This window comes from Staphylococcus americanisciuri, from assembly GCF_024814435.1.
Taxonomy (GTDB): Bacteria; Bacillota; Bacilli; order Staphylococcales; family Staphylococcaceae; genus Staphylococcus; species Staphylococcus americanisciuri.
This window is the reverse complement of the sequence record NZ_JANUXY010000001.1, coordinates 192,853-208,806: the sequence shown is the minus strand read 5'-3', so window position 1 is coordinate 208,806 and position 15,954 is coordinate 192,853. Positions and strand designations below refer to the sequence as shown.

The 15,954-nt window shown below is 37.3% G+C and carries 14 protein-coding genes; all 14 read left to right on the top strand.

The genetic code is table 11. From position 1 onward, the window contains the following. The first annotated feature begins 27 nt into the window (after positions 1-27). Positions 28-477, top strand: a complete 450-nt coding sequence (gene ndk, locus NXS11_RS00975) for a nucleoside-diphosphate kinase (protein ID WP_259197876.1) — start codon at positions 28-30, stop codon at positions 475-477. Between the two features lie 589 nt (positions 478-1,066). Beyond that, on the top strand, positions 1,067-2,233 hold the full coding sequence (gene aroC / locus NXS11_RS00970; RefSeq protein WP_259197875.1) for a chorismate synthase: 1,167 nt from the start codon (positions 1,067-1,069) through the stop codon (positions 2,231-2,233). Positions 2,234-2,248: 15 nt separating this feature from the next. Continuing rightward, complete coding sequence (gene aroB / locus NXS11_RS00965) at positions 2,249-3,340, top strand: 3-dehydroquinate synthase (protein ID WP_259197874.1); 1,092 nt, start codon at positions 2,249-2,251, stop codon at positions 3,338-3,340. After that, on the top strand, positions 3,324-4,616 hold the full coding sequence (aroA, locus tag NXS11_RS00960; RefSeq protein WP_259197872.1) for a 3-phosphoshikimate 1-carboxyvinyltransferase: 1,293 nt from the start codon (positions 3,324-3,326) through the stop codon (positions 4,614-4,616). Before aroB ends, aroA begins: the two co-directional genes overlap by 17 nt. A 1-nt stretch (position 4,617) precedes the next feature. Further along, positions 4,618-5,859: a tetratricopeptide repeat protein gene (locus tag NXS11_RS00955; RefSeq protein ID WP_259197870.1), complete on the top strand. Its 1,242-nt coding sequence runs from the start codon at positions 4,618-4,620 to the stop codon at positions 5,857-5,859. Position 5,860: 1 nt separating this feature from the next. Then, the gene (locus NXS11_RS00950) at positions 5,861-6,421 is read left to right on the top strand and encodes a YpiB family protein (RefSeq protein ID WP_259197869.1); all 561 of its coding nucleotides are present in this window, start codon (positions 5,861-5,863) and stop codon (positions 6,419-6,421) included. A gap of 25 nt (positions 6,422-6,446) precedes the next feature. After that, entirely contained in the window at positions 6,447-7,034 is a 588-nt protein-coding gene (locus tag NXS11_RS00945; protein ID WP_259197866.1) for a DUF1405 domain-containing protein, read from the top strand. A gap of 51 nt (positions 7,035-7,085) precedes the next feature. Beyond that, positions 7,086-7,781 (top strand): zinc metallopeptidase, encoded by a 696-nt coding sequence (locus NXS11_RS00940; protein WP_259197865.1) that lies wholly within the window; start codon positions 7,086-7,088, stop codon positions 7,779-7,781. A gap of 383 nt (positions 7,782-8,164) precedes the next feature. Then, positions 8,165-8,485 carry a nucleotide pyrophosphohydrolase gene (locus NXS11_RS00935; protein ID WP_259197864.1) on the top strand — a complete coding sequence of 107 codons (321 nt, stop codon included), beginning with the start codon at positions 8,165-8,167 and terminating at the stop codon, positions 8,483-8,485. 14 nt (positions 8,486-8,499) lie between these two features. After that, positions 8,500-9,633, top strand: coding sequence for an N-acetyl-alpha-D-glucosaminyl L-malate synthase BshA (bshA, locus tag NXS11_RS00930; RefSeq protein WP_259197863.1), 1,134 nt, complete (start codon positions 8,500-8,502; stop codon positions 9,631-9,633). Further along, positions 9,623-10,834 carry a CCA tRNA nucleotidyltransferase gene (locus NXS11_RS00925; RefSeq protein ID WP_259197861.1) on the top strand — a complete coding sequence of 404 codons (1,212 nt, stop codon included), beginning with the start codon at positions 9,623-9,625 and terminating at the stop codon, positions 10,832-10,834. Before bshA ends, NXS11_RS00925 begins: the two co-directional genes overlap by 11 nt. Beyond that, on the top strand, positions 10,818-11,792 hold the full coding sequence (locus tag NXS11_RS00920; RefSeq protein ID WP_259197859.1) for a biotin--[acetyl-CoA-carboxylase] ligase: 975 nt from the start codon (positions 10,818-10,820) through the stop codon (positions 11,790-11,792). The genes NXS11_RS00925 and NXS11_RS00920 overlap by 17 nt, the downstream gene beginning before the upstream one ends. Positions 11,793-11,820: 28 nt before the next feature. Continuing rightward, positions 11,821-14,535: a helicase C-terminal domain-containing protein gene (locus tag NXS11_RS00915; RefSeq protein WP_259197858.1), complete on the top strand. Its 2,715-nt coding sequence runs from the start codon at positions 11,821-11,823 to the stop codon at positions 14,533-14,535. Positions 14,536-14,618: 83 nt separating this feature from the next. Further along, on the top strand, positions 14,619-15,911 hold the full coding sequence (gene asnS / locus NXS11_RS00910) for an asparagine--tRNA ligase (protein WP_259197857.1): 1,293 nt from the start codon (positions 14,619-14,621) through the stop codon (positions 15,909-15,911). The last annotated feature ends 43 nt before the right edge of the window (positions 15,912-15,954 follow it).

Genomic DNA, 15,954 nt, shown 5'->3' with positions numbered 1-15,954 from the left:
ATGTAAAAATAAGGGGGATAAATAACTATGGAAAGAACTTTTGTGATGATTAAACCAGATGCAGTGCAACGTAAATTGATTGGAGAGATTGTTCAACGCTTAGAGCATAAAGGCTTGAAGTTAGTTGGTGCCAAACTAATGACTGTTCCACAAACTTTGGCAGAAACACACTATGGTGAACATAAAGAGCGCCCATTTTATCAAGACTTAATTGCGTTTATCACATCAGCACCTGTGTTTGCGATGGTTGTTGAAGGGGAAGACGCAGTGAATGTATGTCGTCACTTAATTGGCGCAACGAACCCAACTGAAGCTGCAGTTGGTACCATTCGAGGCGATTTAGGCTTAACAGTGGGGCGCAATGTTGTTCATGGCTCGGATTCCGTTACATCAGCAGAACGTGAAATTGCACTGTGGTTTGACGAAGCAGAATTAAGCACATACGCTTTGCCTGAAGAAGTATGGGTTTATGAATAAAGCATCCTAAAATTCAAAATGGGAAGGTCGCATAAAAGTACCTTCTCATTTTTTGGTTCTATATCTTTTATGATGGCGTGGTATGATAAACCACTCTACTTTTTTAGTATGGAAAAGTACATCATCATAATGCACTGTACGCTCAGTGAAGGCAGCGATTTCAACAGTATAAATGAAGCTGGACGCTTATCATTACCTTTCCGCCATATAAACTGCACATCATTTTTATGGTCATTCGTATGTGTTCATAAAAGCGATGTTCTGAGGATAAAAAGTTTCCAATACCCCAATAAAGTCAGCATGTTGTTCTACAATAAGCTAAAACCATTTTAATTCTCTTCTTATCATTAAACCTATACTTTCTATCTTCATCTACCACATTACAAGCTTATACGTTTTATCATGAAACGAGGACATACTTTTCCTAATTGTCATGCGATAAAATTTTAGCCATTAAAAGCGATAAAATATTTTGAAGTTTTCTGTTAATTAAATACATAATTTATGCTATGATGTATGTCATATCATTTTTGTTAATAAACGTAATTCATTGTGGTACATCATCAGAAATTGAAGGAGTGTTGTAAAGATGAGATTTTTAACAGCTGGCGAATCACACGGCCCACAACTGACAGTGATTGTCGAAGGATTTCCTGCAAATATGCAAGTCGATATAGATCAATTAAACGAAGAAATGTACAAACGACAAGGCGGATATGGACGAGGACGACGTATGCAAATTGAAAAAGACAGTGTTGAAATTGTATCAGGTGTGCGCCATGGTTATACATTAGGTAGCCCCATCACAATTGTTATAAATAATGATGATTTCAAACATTGGCGCAATATTATGGGAGCTGCACCTATCAGTGAAGAAGCACAATCTGAGATGAAACGTGTCATTACTAAACCGAGACCTGGACATGCAGACCTTGTAGGCGGTTTAAAGTACCAACATCGTGATTTGCGCAACGTCCTCGAACGTTCATCTGCACGAGAAACGGCGGCACGTGTAGCTGTAGGCGCTTTGTGCAAACAACTTTTACAACAATTAGATATTGATGTCTATAGCCGTGTTGTAACCATTGGGGGCATCAGCGACACGAATCATTATGAAATAGATGACATCATTCAGCATGTCGATAACAATGATGTACGTGTCATTGATGAAACGATTGCACAACAAATGCGAGATAAAATTGATCAAGCGAAACAAGACGGTGACTCAATTGGAGGTGTCGTTCAAGTAATCGTTAATCATATGCCAGTGGGAATTGGTAGTTATGTCCATTATGATCGTAAGCTTGATGGTCGTATTGCGCAAAGCGTCGTTAGCATTAATGCTTTTAAAGGCGTGTCTTTTGGTGCTGGCTTTGCTGCTGGAGACAAATTAGGAAGCGAGATTCAAGACCCTATCCTTTATGATGCGTCACAAGGTTATTACAGAGCTTCTAATCATTTAGGGGGCTTTGAAGGTGGAATGTCAAATGGTATGCCACTCATCATCAATGGGGTTATGAAACCAATTCCGACACTATATCGCCCTTTGGCATCCGTTGATATTAATACGAAAGAACCTTTCAAAGCAACAATTGAACGTTCAGATAGTTGTGCAGTCCCAGCTGCAAGTATTGTCTGTGAACACGCTGTATCTTTTGAAGTAGCACGTGCATTATTAGAAGAGTTTGAATCAAATGACATGACCATTTTGAAACAACAAGTTGATGCGCGCCGTGAAATGAACGTTAACTATTAAATAGGGGGCTTCGACATGGAACTTACTACAACATACGAATCAAACAATTATCCAGTGATTGTGAAACATCAAGCAATCGACGACCTAGCTGACTATACAGCACACTATCAACACGTCTTTCTATTCGTCGATGAACAAGTTGAATCATACTGGTCGTCCAAAATACAAGCAGTCAATGACAAACAAAGCAACAAGATTTTTGTGTTGCCATCTGGAGAGCAAGTAAAAACCCTCAATTATTACGAACAATATATAGAAGTGCTCTTGGCATTGCAACCTACACGCCAAACATGTTTAGTCGCCATTGGTGGCGGTGCAGTAGGAGACTTTGTTGGGTTTTTAGCTGCTACACTGTTGCGGGGCGTCGACTTCATTCAAGTCCCTACAACGATATTGGCTCACGATTCAAGCATAGGCGGTAAAGTAGGGATTAATGCTTCATTTGGTAAAAACTTAATTGGAGCTTTTCATAGACCTGCAGCCGTACTTTATGATTTGGACTTCTTAACATCTTTGCCTACGAATGAAATACTAAGTGGATATGGTGAGGTGTACAAACACGCTTTGTTACAAGGAGAAGCATCTGTACAAAGTTTAGAATCTACTTATCACAACCAAGCTGCGCTCCTGGAACTCAGCCATATTGAGCAATACTTGATTGAAGGCATTCGTACAAAGTTAGAGATTGTTATAAATGATGAAACAGAGCGTGGTCAACGTCAATGGTTAAATTTGGGACATACATTCGGTCATGCTGTCGAATATCAAACCAAGATACCACATGGTCATGCTGTGATGATTGGTATTCTCTATCAAATGATTGTCGCAAATGAACTGTTAAATGCTGAGCACGACATTCAACATTATGTTACTTATTTTAATTCAATGGGTTATCCGCTTCATATCATTGAACAATTATCATTCAAACCTTTATGTCAGTTGATGCAACAAGATAAAAAAAATAACCAATCCGGTATTCGTATGGTATTACTACAAAAGGTTGGACAACCAATTGTTCAAACGATACCAGTAGATATACTAGAAGAAGCTTTTCGTACTTTAACATTAATTGTGAAGGAGACTGTATACCATGACAACAACGATTGACTTATATGGTCGGCTACTAGGAGACATCACTGTACCAGGAGACAAATCGATGACACATCGTGCAATCATTCTTGCTTCATTAGCAGAAGGACGCTCTGTTATACATCAGCCATTACTCGGAGAAGATTGTTTACGAACTGCTGAGATTTTTCGCTTATTAGGGGTTTCTATTACCATTGAAGCAGAACGCATTATCATTGATTCTCCTGGGTATCAACAGTTCAAGACACCGCACCAAGTACTATATACTGGCAATTCTGGAACAACAACACGCTTGTTAGCCGGCGTATTAGGTGGTGCTGCAATCCAAAGTGTATTATCCGGAGATGAATCAATTGGCAAACGCCCAATGGCACGTATTATGACACCGTTACAGCAAATGCATATCGATATTTCTGGTGTCGATAATCAATATACTCCTTTGATTATACAGCCTAGTAAGGTGCAAGGTATCCATTATCAAATGCCTGTCGCCAGCGCTCAAGTAAAAAGTGCGATTTTGTTTGCAGGCTTATTTGCAGATGAACCAACAGTTGTTAAAGAAACGGACACCTCTAGAAATCACACGGAAACGATGTTTGCACATTATGGCATTCCGATTCAAGTTGAAAATATGACTATCACGCTTCCGTGCCAAGGTGTTACACATATTCAACCAACAGACTTCCACGTTCCTGGTGATATTTCTTCGGCTGCATTTTTTATCGTTGCAGGCTTGATTATTCCTCATAGCGACATCACAATTCATAACGTTGGCATCAATCCTACACGAGATGGTATTCTTGAAGTCGTTAAAAAAATGGGCGGTAACCTTACCATTTTTAATGTGACAGATGGTTCTGAACCCACAGCTTCCATTCGTGTACAATATACACCGAATTTACAAGGCGTCGAGATTGGCGGAAAGCTCATTCCAAGATGTATCGATGAATTGCCGGTCATTGCGTTACTCTGTACACAAGCGCAAGGTTCCAGTATTATTAAAGATGCTGAAGAATTAAAAGTAAAAGAGACCAATCGAATTGACACGACAGCCACTGAATTGAACAAGTTAGGATTAAATTTAGAACCAACAGATGATGGTTTGTTGATTCATCCATCATCCGTTTCAAAGGTTGCTGAATTAGATAGTCACACAGATCATCGCATTGGCATGATGTTAGCCATCGCATCACTCATGTCACCTGAAACTTATCGTATTCATCGCTTTGAGAGTGTGAATGTGTCATTCCCAGGATTTTTGTCTGCATTACAACATTTAGAAAATGAGGGATAACATGCAAGATATCTACAAGTTAATCGATGATATTAATAGCCAAAAGCTCGATAATATTCATAGCCGTGTTGAACAGGCGCTTCATTCTGATGATGATGAAGCCCTTTTTATTCTAGGGGAGACGCTTTATCACTTCGGTTTGACACCACAGGCACTAGAAGTTTTTCGCACGCTATACATGAAGTATCCAGATGAAGCAGAAGTATTAATTTATTTCATTGAAGGCTTAATTTCTGAAAATCATACAGATGAAGCATTGGAATATTTAAACAACGTTGAACTAACACCTGAACGCCTGATGTTGGAGGCTGATTTGTATCAACAACTCAATATGACAGATGTAGCGATTGATAAGGTACAACAAGCCATTGAGATGCAACCTGCAGACCCTGTTTTATATTTTGCATTAGGTGAACTGTATTATTTTGATGGCCAATACTTACGTGCATCTCGTGCATATGACACAGTACTTGAAACAGGCGAACATCTTTTCAACGGCGTAAATCTGTTCTCTAGACTTGCCGACAGCAGCTTGCAAAGCGGAAACTACTCTGATGCATTGCAATGGTTTGAAGAAATTCATGAACAAGACATGACTTCTGAAGACTACTTTAAAAAAGCCATTGCTTTCGATAAGAATGACTTAACACAAGAAGCAATTAAAATCATTCGCACTTTGCTTCAAAAAGATCCAGACTATATGCAAGCTTATTACTATTTACAACAGTTATATGAAAATGAAAAAGCCTATGAAGAAGCGATTGAAGTAGGGATAGAGGGCTTGCGTCTCAACCAATTTTATAAAGAACTAATGTATACAACAGGTGCACTACAGTTGGAACATGGCGATCAACAAGAAGGGGAAGCTCTATTGAAACAAGCACTTGAGGTAGATCCAGCATATCAAGAACCTCTTATGCTACTTGCTGATTATTACCGAAATGAAAATGATAACGAAGGGCTTATCTCATTAATTCAATTTACTGAAGAAGATGATATGGATCCTCAATTTATGTGGCAGGTCGCATATGCATTAGGTGAAGAAGAACGTGACACAGAAGCACAACATTTCTATACCTTGGCGCATGAAACATTGCATAACAATATCGACTTTTTAAGCGACTACTATCACTATGCGGTAGAAATTGCTGATACTGTCACACGCCAAAAATTACTTACTCGTTTAATGAAACTCGATCCAAATAATATGCAGTGGCACGAAGAGTATGAACGTTTATTGTAAGATGAACAATATGTTTGAGACCTCACTTCAGCAATTAAAACAACAATTGATTGCATATTTGCTAACAACATACACATTCAAATCACGTATTAGTGTTTGGTTGCTCAATTATATTAAAGCTGATATGCAGTTACTTAATAAAATACATTTTGTTGATCATATCATCGAACAACATCCGACACTCATTTTGACAGCCCATACATCGAAGCAACATGCTATACAGTTTATAAACAATGAACGTACATTGATAAACTCTGATCAAATCTTTCAAGATGTTATTCATACAACTCAAACTATCGATATAAAACTTCAACTTTTTGATGATAAGCGTAGAGATCCATTGTTAGATCAAATCGTATTGTGTCAGCTCTTGGACAAAACGGATCCATCTGAATATTTACAAGATCTTTATTATTTATCACTTTCTCAAGAGACAGAACAACAATTATTAGATATGCTGTCATCACAGATTGATATGAGCTTAATGATGCATGATGCCGACACATTCTATCGTTGTTCCCGTCTCCGCAATACATTAAAATTACGGAAGCGTCACTTATGAAATCACATATAAAGAGGTAAATACAATGTCTATTCAATCATTTATCCAAACATTGTTATATCACAGACCTTTTTTGTATCTTTTGCTTGCTGCTAACGTTTTAGGAACAATTTATGGTTATATCTGGTACGCACCACAACTCGTACAAACTCCTTGGTATTTTTGGCCGTTTGTACCTGATAGTCCGACTGCAACGCTTTTTTTATCGCTCAGCTTGCTCTTATGGCTGCTGAATAAACACTCAGCCGTTATTGATACACTTGCCTTTGTCACATTAATCAAATATGGCCTCTGGGCAGTAATTATGAATTTTATGCTATTTCAAGTAGATCATACGGTTTATCTCACAGGCATCATGTTAATCATGTCGCATGGTATTATGGCGTTTCAAGCACTACTCTTTTTACCACGCTTTTGCTTTACATTTATGAGCTTTGCAGTGACTATTGTCTGGGTTACTCACAATGATGTTATTGATTATGCCTTTCACCAATATCCTGTCTATGGTTCATTGACAAGTTATGAAAGTTTCATCGGCTATATCGCTTTTTGGCTGTCCATGCTTGCAATCCTCATCGTTTTATGGCAAATCAAACAGCGTACAGGTAAATAGTTTGACCCCTCAACATGAACCACGTAAAATATAATAAAAGGAGTGAACACTATGTCTTTTATGTCAATGATTCTATATTTTGTAGTACTGATGATACTCCCTATGTATGCCCAACACAGTGTGAAATCAAACTATGAAAAATATTCAAAGGTAAGATCAACTAGCGGCAAAACGGGCAGAGAAGTCGCATTAGAAATTTTACATGCCAATGGTATCTATGATGTAGATGTCAAAGAAGGGCAAGGTTTTTTAACAGACCATTATGATCCAAAAAATAAAGTCGTCGTTTTATCACCGGCAAACTATAATCGACCAAGTGTTGCAGGAACAGCCATTGCGGCTCATGAAGTAGGACATGCAATCCAACACTATGAAGGCTACTTCTTCTTGCGTTTCCGTACAGCACTTGTACCAGTTGCGAACTTAGGTAGCTCATTATCATATATCTTTATTATGATGGGCATTGTATTAACAGCGATGCATATGGCAATCGGAACATCCGCTTTATGGATTGGTATTTTCTTAATGGCATTCGCCGTATTGTTCTCAATTGTGACATTACCAGTTGAGTTTGATGCAAGTAAGCGTGCAATGAATCAAATCAAACGCTTGCAGATTGTTAATGAAAAAGAATACAAACATGCAGGTCGTGTTTTACGTGCAGCAGCGATGACATACGTCGCAGCAACAGCAGTCGCAGTTGCAGAGCTTTTACGTTTTATCTTAATGGCTCGCTCTGCAGAATAATCAATAGAGCTGAAACGCTATGTTTCGGCTCTTTGTTTATTGAGCTAACAGTAATCATAAGTATCTATGGTTTGCCTGTAGGATGTCATTGAACATTAACACCTAGCTAAAGATTCATTCAAGAGATTGCAGTAAGTACTTGTTACTGTTAAACTATATGTAATACATAATCAGCGTTGTAGCACAGATATAAAAATGAATATTGCATCGTAAAAAGAGGCGTGCAAAACGCTTCTTTTTTTAGGTTGTTCAGCCCCTATCAATCGCAAAAAGCGGTAACTATTTGTATTGAATTTTTTGTTTTTCCAATAAGTGTCTTGAATTGCTCAACACGTCAGATACATGTAATATAAAAGAGAATGTTAATAGAAAGAGGTCATATCATGTCAAAATCTATGTATGAGATGCAACAAGAAGTAGATGCTTATATCTCACAATTCAAAGCAGGGTACTTTTCCCCATTGGCTAACTTAGCTCGTATGACTGAAGAAGTTGGAGAACTCGCCCGTGAGATTAACCATTATTATGGCGAGAAGCGTAAAAAAGAGACGGAAGAGACGAATACAATTGAAGCGGAGTTAGGAGACAATTTATTCGTCCTACTCTGCATAGCTAATTCATTAAATATTGATATGACAGAAAGTTTCAATCAAACGATGCATAAGTTTAACACACGCGACAAAGATCGCTTTGAGAGAAAATAAAGGAGGTCTTTCCTATGAAAATCGGTATCACATGCTACCCATCTATCGGTGGATCAGGTGTTATAGCTACAGAACTCGGTATTTTAATGGCTGAGCGTGGACATGAAGTTCACTTTATTACATCCAATATGCCATTTCGTCTTAACAAACCGATTCCTAACATCACATTTCATCAAGTAGATGTAAATCAATACGCAGTTTTTCAATATCCTCCTTATGACATCTCACTCAGTACAAAGATTGCTAATGTCATCAATGAATATGACCTAGATGTATTGCATATGCATTACGCAATACCTCATGCAATTTGTGGTATTCTTGCACGTCAAATGTCAGGCAAAGACATAAAAATCATGACAACATTGCACGGAACAGATATAACTGTCCTTGGTTACGATCATGCATTACGCAATGCCATCAAATTCGGTATCGAACAGAGTGATGTTGTAACAAGTGTTAGTGAATCACTTATGAAGGAAACATATGATATCATTCAGCCGAACAAAGAAATTGTACCAATCTATAACTTTGTACGGGAATCTGAATTTCCTAGAGGCTACAATGCTGAATTGAAAAGCAGTTATGGTATTGCTGAAGATGAAAAAGTCATTATTCATGTTTCTAACTTTAGAAAGGTCAAACGCATTGATACGATTATTGATACGTTCCATCTAATACGTCAACAGACTAAAGCTAAGTTGTTGTTGATTGGAGATGGTCCGGAATTGCTTGATATGCGCGAAAAAGTGCGTGCTTTAGACTTATTAGACGATGTGCTCTTTTTGGGTAAACAAGATTGTATGAGTAATTTCTATCAAATATCTGACTTGGTACTGTTAATGAGTGAAAAAGAAAGTTTTGGTTTGACATTGCTTGAAGCGATGACCACAGGTGTTGTACCTATTGGCACACGTGCTGGTGGAATACAAGAAGTCATCCATCATGGAGAAACAGGCTATTTAGTAGATATAGGAGATAGTCAAAGTGCTGCAAACTATGCATTAAAGCTATTATCTAACCCAACACTTTATGCAACATTACAACAAAATATGTTACATGATATACAACAACGCTTTCACTCATCTATTATTGCTGATCAATATGAAACATACTATCAGAACATGGTAGGAGATAAACATGACGAATGACAAAACACTATTTCTAGATGCACTACCTGTAATGCAACAATTAACAGACCACGGTTATGAAGCTTATTTTGTCGGCGGCTCTGTACGTGATTTTTTAATGGGGCGCCCTATTAATGATATCGATATAACAACAAATGCAACACCTGATGAAATTGAAGCTTTATTTGTACATACCATTCCAGTAGGCAAAGAGCATGGCACTATCAACGTCGTGTGGAATGGTATTAATTATGAGATAACAACCTTTCGTACTGAAGGCGTCTATCTCGATCATCGTCGTCCAAGTCACGTTTCATTTGTTCGAGATTTATATCAAGATGTTGAACGACGCGACTTTACAATTAATGCCATTGCAATGGATCAGCACTTTAATGTTTTAGACTATTTCGAGGGCCAACAAGATATTAATAACCAGTTAATTCGTACAGTAGGCGATCCACATGCACGCTTTGAAGAAGATGCGCTTCGAATACTCAGAGGGCTGCGTTTCCAAGCACAACTAGGTTTTACAATTGATACTCAAACTTATAATGCAATGGCTGAACGAGCTGCTGATATTTCTCATTTAGCCATTGAACGCATAATGGTTGAATTAGAGAAGCTCTTGAATGGTGCACATGTTATTAAAACTTTCACTACACTAGCAGATCTGCACATTTGGGATCATATCGTCTACTTTAAAGACATGCCTATGAAACATATACAAATCTCATCGCCCGTTACGTTACCTCAATTTTTAGCGATTGTCATGTACCAATCGACACAATCTGTGAAAACCAAACAACTCAAACGCAGCAAAGATGAAATCAAACATGCAGAACGATTATTGCGAGCAGTTCAAGAAGTGCTGACACTCACTTCCAAACAAGCACTCCAACAATTCGTTTACGACTATGGACTCGCATTGTGCAATGAAATACTAGCAATTCAACCATTGCTCCAAGAAAATAATATACCACAGCCATCAGCACTTCTCTTTAATGGTCAAACCATCACTGAGACTTGGAATACACTTTCAATTACTAACCGTCAACAACTCGCAATTGATGGTAAAATGTTAATATCAGCTTTCGACAAAAAGGCTGGTCCATGGCTTAAAGATGCATTACGACTTGCAGAATGTGCAGTCGTCCAGCAACAAATAGCAAATGATAAACAAGAAATTATTGAATGGGTGAGAGCTAATGTCAAAATATCGTGATGCCATCCTTAGCTTGCTAACTAAAGCGCAGCCGAATTATCTTTCTGGACAAGCAATTGCAGAGCAGCTAAACATTTCACGTATGAGTGTGAAAAAAGTGATGGATCAATTAAAACTAGAAGATGTATCCATTGATTCTGTTCATAACAAAGGACACCGTTTAAACGCCTATCCAGCAACATGGTATACAGGCATATTAGAAGGACTTTTAAGCGATCAACAATTGATTACACGCATTCAAACATATGATTCTGTCACATCTACGCAAGATGTCGCAAAGCGTACACTTATTGATCATTCAGATACTATGTTAATTTTGAGTGATGAACAAACAGCTGGGAAAGGGCGTTTTAAACGTCGCTGGCAATCTGCAAAAGGGCGCGGCATTTGGATGACACTCGTGTTACGTCCAAATATCCCTTTCTCTATGCTGACTACTTTCAATTTATTTATATCTTTAGCCATCTGCAATACAGTTCAGCAATATGTGGATGAGCCAGTTTCCGTAAAATGGCCAAACGACATTTATATTGGTGATTGTAAAGTATGTGGCTTTTTAACCGAAATGATTGCAAATCCAGATGGCATTGAAGCTGTCGTTTGTGGGATTGGCATTAATGTTAATCAACAGTTGGAGGATTTTGATACGTCCGAGCCCATTCAAGCTACAAGTATTCGATTACACCGCGACAATGATGTTGAACGCTATACGTTTCTACACGATTTACTTATCAATATTGAACAACGCTTTCAACAATTTTTAACTGAACCCTTTAGTACTATTAAAGCTGAATATATTGATGTATCCAATATTTGGAATCGCCGTTTGCGCTTTACAGAAGGGCAGAAGCAATTTTATGGTAAAGTTATACAGATAGACGACGACGGCTTTTTACACGTTGTCGATGAAGAAGGGAACTTATATCGCTTGATGAGTGCTGATATCGAGTTACCGTAAAGTTTATAACGAAAGGAGGTCAATTCGATTGAACACCCCAAGATACGCTGTCATAGATTTGGAAACAACGGGGAATCAAACTGATATAGATGACATTATACAGATTGGTATTGTCTTTGTTGAACAGTACCAAATTGTTGGTAAATACCACACAATGATCAAAACAGACAAAGAAATCCCGACGTTTATCCAAGCATTGACTTCAATTGAAAATGATATGCTTACTCAAGCACCTTATTTTCATGAAGTTGCTGATGATATTTTCCAGCAATTACAAGGCTGTGTCTTTGTAGCACACAATGTGAACTTTGACCTCAATTTCTTAAAAGCGTCTTTTGAACAATGTTATATTGACTATCAGCCGCGTAAAGTCATTGATACTTTAGAGCTATTCAAAATCGCATTTCCATCTGAAAAAAGTTATCAACTCAGCGAGCTCGCGCAATCATTGAACATTCCACTAGCCCGGGCACATCGCGCAGATGAAGATGCTGAAACAACAGCCAAAATAATGATCCATGCATTCAAAAAGTTTGATGCTGTGCCGATAGATACGAAAAAACAATTATTCTACCTGAGCAAAAACCTAAAATATCAATTGCAGGATTACTTTTTTGAACTTGTTCACCATCATTGTGATGCACATACGACTACACGTCATTTAGCAAAGTTTAACCATATCTATTACAAGCCTGCTACATCATTTGAAAAACCAATCATTAACTTTAATGATGATTTGGCGACATTATATGAAACCATCATTAACTACGCAGGATATCAATACCGAGAAGACCAGCGCTATTTGAGTGAAGTTATTTATAATCAACTGATGCAGAACGATACAGCCCTGATTGAAGCTGAGACAGGTAGCGGTAAGTCATTAGCATATCTTATTGCAGCATTAATGTACTACATCGAAACTGGCGAACATGTCATGATTTCGACAAATACGAAACTTTTACAATATCAATTAATAGACAAAGACATTCCGCTTATCAACCGTGCATTAAACATTAAACTCAATGCATGCATTATTAAAAGTAAGCGTGACTACATATCGTTGGGGCTTGTGTATCAAATATTAAATGATGAAACAACTAACTATGAAGTCAATATGTTAAAAATGCAATTGTTACTATGGCTGCTTGAAACAGATACCGGTGATATTCACGAGCTCAATCTACGTGGTGGTGTCAAATTATATATTGACCAGAAGATTGAAACATATGTCCCTATGCGTAAAGATATTGATTATTATCAGCAGATTCGTTTAAATGCACCGAACATCCAAATAGGGATTACGAACCATGCACACTTATTACGTTCATCATCTGAGAATACAATTTATCAACTATTCGATCATTGTATTATTGATGAGGCGCATCGCCTTCCTGACTATGCGATAGATTGTGCTGTTCATCAAATTGGCTATGCAGATATTAAATATCAGCTCGGTTTAATAGGCAAAACAGAAAATGAAAAATTATTATCTCAAATCGACCAGTTAGAACAACGACGAATCTCAGAGCAACTAGATATGCCGTCAATGAATATATTCAAAATCAAGCAAGATATTATCGAAATACATGATATGAATGACGCACTATTCGAACGGCTATTCAACTCGATACCAACAGACAAAATACACAACGATGAATCATCCAAACTGTATTATGTTTACGACATATCAAGTGACACATTGTTACCAGATATTCATCGACTTATAAAAAAAATACATCTGACACTGTTGCATTTTGACAATATTAAGCATAAGACCGTTAAAACATTAAGAAAACAATTGCTCTATATTGTGTCTCAATTAAAACCTATTGAAGATGGCTTAAAAAGAAACAGTATCTTTTATATTTCATTAAAAAATCTTGATCAAAAATCAACTATAAAACTGCATATTAAACATACAGATGTTAAAACGATATTGACCGAACAGATACTACTACAGTATCAGTCATTAACATTTATCTCAGGAACATTGACTTTTAATCAATCATTCAGTGCATTCAAAAATTGGTTTCAAGATGAGACAGCTTTTAATGTGTATCAAATTCAGTCACAACCTGTAAAACATGACAATGGCTACATTTTCGTACCAACTGATATTGAGCCTTATCAGCATCACAATCACAAACGCTACATTGAAATCATAGTCGACTATATCACGCGCTACGTTACGACGATAGAAGGTAAATGTTTGGTTTTATTTACAAACTACCAAATGCTCTATACTGTTATGGAATATTTGAATGAAATTTCAGCATTTGATGATTACGTCATTCTTGCACAACAACAAAGTCAAAATTACAAAATCGTACAGCAGTTTAATCACTTTGACAAGGCGATTTTATTAGGAACAAGTGCTTTCTTTGAAGGTTTTGATTACCAAGCATCAGGGGTTAAATGTGTGATGATTGCCAAATTACCATTTATGAATCAACACGCAACAAAACCTTTATTGTTAAAAGATGAATTTTCTAATATCTTTAAAGATTATATCTTACCAGATGCTGTCACACGTTTTAGACAAGGACTCGGTCGTTTACTAAGGCATGAAGAAGATTGCGGTATTATTGTTTCCTTTGACAATCGTTTAGTAAGTAGTCGTTTTCAATCATTTTTCCAACAAACAATTGCATCATATCATCAGCAACAAGGGGATATTAATGATTTTGAACAGCGCTTGAAACAGCTCAATAAAAATAGTTCTAAGTTACATCGATTATGTTAATCTATGAGATTCTAAATCATAAACTAGATGTCATTATGAAGTTTTGATAAAATAAGAGCAGTAAATAATTTAGGAGATTAGCTATGAAAACAACAATTAAAGAAGCAAAAAATCATATCGGTGAAGAAGTAACAATCGGCGCATGGCTTGCCAATAAACGTTCTAGCGGTAAAATTGCCTTCTTACAACTGCGTGATGGGACAGGCTTTATGCAAGGGGTTGTCGTCAAATCAGAAGTTGCAGAAGATATTTTTAAAACCGCAAAATCACTTACACAGGAGTCTTCTATTTACGTTACAGGTGAGATTACTGAAGATAACCGATCAGACTTAGGTTATGAAATGCAAGTGAAAGAAATCAAAGTCATTCATGAAGCACATGACTATCCTATTACACCTAAAAATCATGGAACGGAATTCTTAATGGATCACCGTCATTTATGGTTACGTTCTAAAAAACAACATGCTGTGATGAAGATTCGTAATGAAATCATTCGTGCAACTTATGAGTTTTTCAATAACAATGGCTTCACTAAAATTGATCCACCTATCTTAACTGCAAGTGCTCCTGAAGGCACAAGTGAGTTATTCCATACTAAATATTTTGATGAAGATGCATTTTTATCTCAAAGCGGTCAATTGTATATGGAAGCTGCTGCAATGGCACACGGTAAAGTATTCTCATTCGGTCCAACATTCCGTGCAGAAAAATCTAAAACACGTCGCCATCTTATCGAATTCTGGATGATTGAACCTGAGATGGCATTCACAAATCATGAAGAAAGTCTACAAGTTCAAGAAAATTATGTTGCATTTGTCGTGCAATCTGTTCTTAAAAATTGTGCGCTTGAATTAAAAGTATTAGACCGTGATACCTCAAAACTTGAAAAAGTTGTGGCACCATTCCCACGCATTTCATATGATGAGGCTATTACATTCTTACATGAAGCTGGTTTTGATGACATTGAGTGGGGTGATGACTTTGGTGCACCACACGAAACAGCCATCGCTAATCACTATGATTTACCAGTATTTATCGTTAACTACCCAACAAAAATCAAACCATTTTATATGCAACCAAATCCTGAGAATGAAGACACAGTATTATGTGCTGATCTCATTGCGCCGGAAGGTTACGGTGAAATCATCGGTGGTTCGGAGCGTATCAATGACTTAGCACTATTAGAAACACGTATTAATGCACACCAATTAGACCCTGAAAGCTATCAATATTATTTAGATTTACGTAAATATGGTAGTGTTCCTCACAGTGGTTTCGGTTTAGGCTTAGAACGTACAGTCGCATGGATTGCCGGTGTGGAACATGTTCGTGAAACATCACCATTCCCACGCTTATTAAATAGACTGTATCCATAATTAAAGAATGGCTATATAGCGTCAAATAACTACCCATTGGAAG

What these genes read in the sequence shown, in the direction of transcription:
- ndk (WP_259197876.1), top strand. Translation starts at nt 28, where the DNA reads ATGGAAAGAACTTTTGTGATGATTAAACCAGATGCAGTGCAACGTAAA.
- aroC (WP_259197875.1), top strand. Translation starts at nt 1,067, where the DNA reads ATGAGATTTTTAACAGCTGGCGAATCACACGGCCCACAACTGACAGTG.
- aroB (WP_259197874.1), top strand. Translation starts at nt 2,249, where the DNA reads ATGGAACTTACTACAACATACGAATCAAACAATTATCCAGTGATTGTG.
- aroA (WP_259197872.1), top strand. Translation starts at nt 3,324, where the DNA reads ATGACAACAACGATTGACTTATATGGTCGGCTACTAGGAGACATCACT.
- NXS11_RS00955 (WP_259197870.1), top strand. Translation starts at nt 4,618, where the DNA reads ATGCAAGATATCTACAAGTTAATCGATGATATTAATAGCCAAAAGCTC.
- NXS11_RS00950 (WP_259197869.1), top strand. Translation starts at nt 5,861, where the DNA reads ATGAACAATATGTTTGAGACCTCACTTCAGCAATTAAAACAACAATTG.
- NXS11_RS00945 (WP_259197866.1), top strand. Translation starts at nt 6,447, where the DNA reads ATGTCTATTCAATCATTTATCCAAACATTGTTATATCACAGACCTTTT.
- NXS11_RS00940 (WP_259197865.1), top strand. Translation starts at nt 7,086, where the DNA reads ATGTCTTTTATGTCAATGATTCTATATTTTGTAGTACTGATGATACTC.
- NXS11_RS00935 (WP_259197864.1), top strand. Translation starts at nt 8,165, where the DNA reads ATGTCAAAATCTATGTATGAGATGCAACAAGAAGTAGATGCTTATATC.
- bshA (WP_259197863.1), top strand. Translation starts at nt 8,500, where the DNA reads ATGAAAATCGGTATCACATGCTACCCATCTATCGGTGGATCAGGTGTT.
- NXS11_RS00925 (WP_259197861.1), top strand. Translation starts at nt 9,623, where the DNA reads ATGACGAATGACAAAACACTATTTCTAGATGCACTACCTGTAATGCAA.
- NXS11_RS00920 (WP_259197859.1), top strand. Translation starts at nt 10,818, where the DNA reads ATGTCAAAATATCGTGATGCCATCCTTAGCTTGCTAACTAAAGCGCAG.
- asnS (WP_259197857.1), top strand. Translation starts at nt 14,619, where the DNA reads ATGAAAACAACAATTAAAGAAGCAAAAAATCATATCGGTGAAGAAGTA.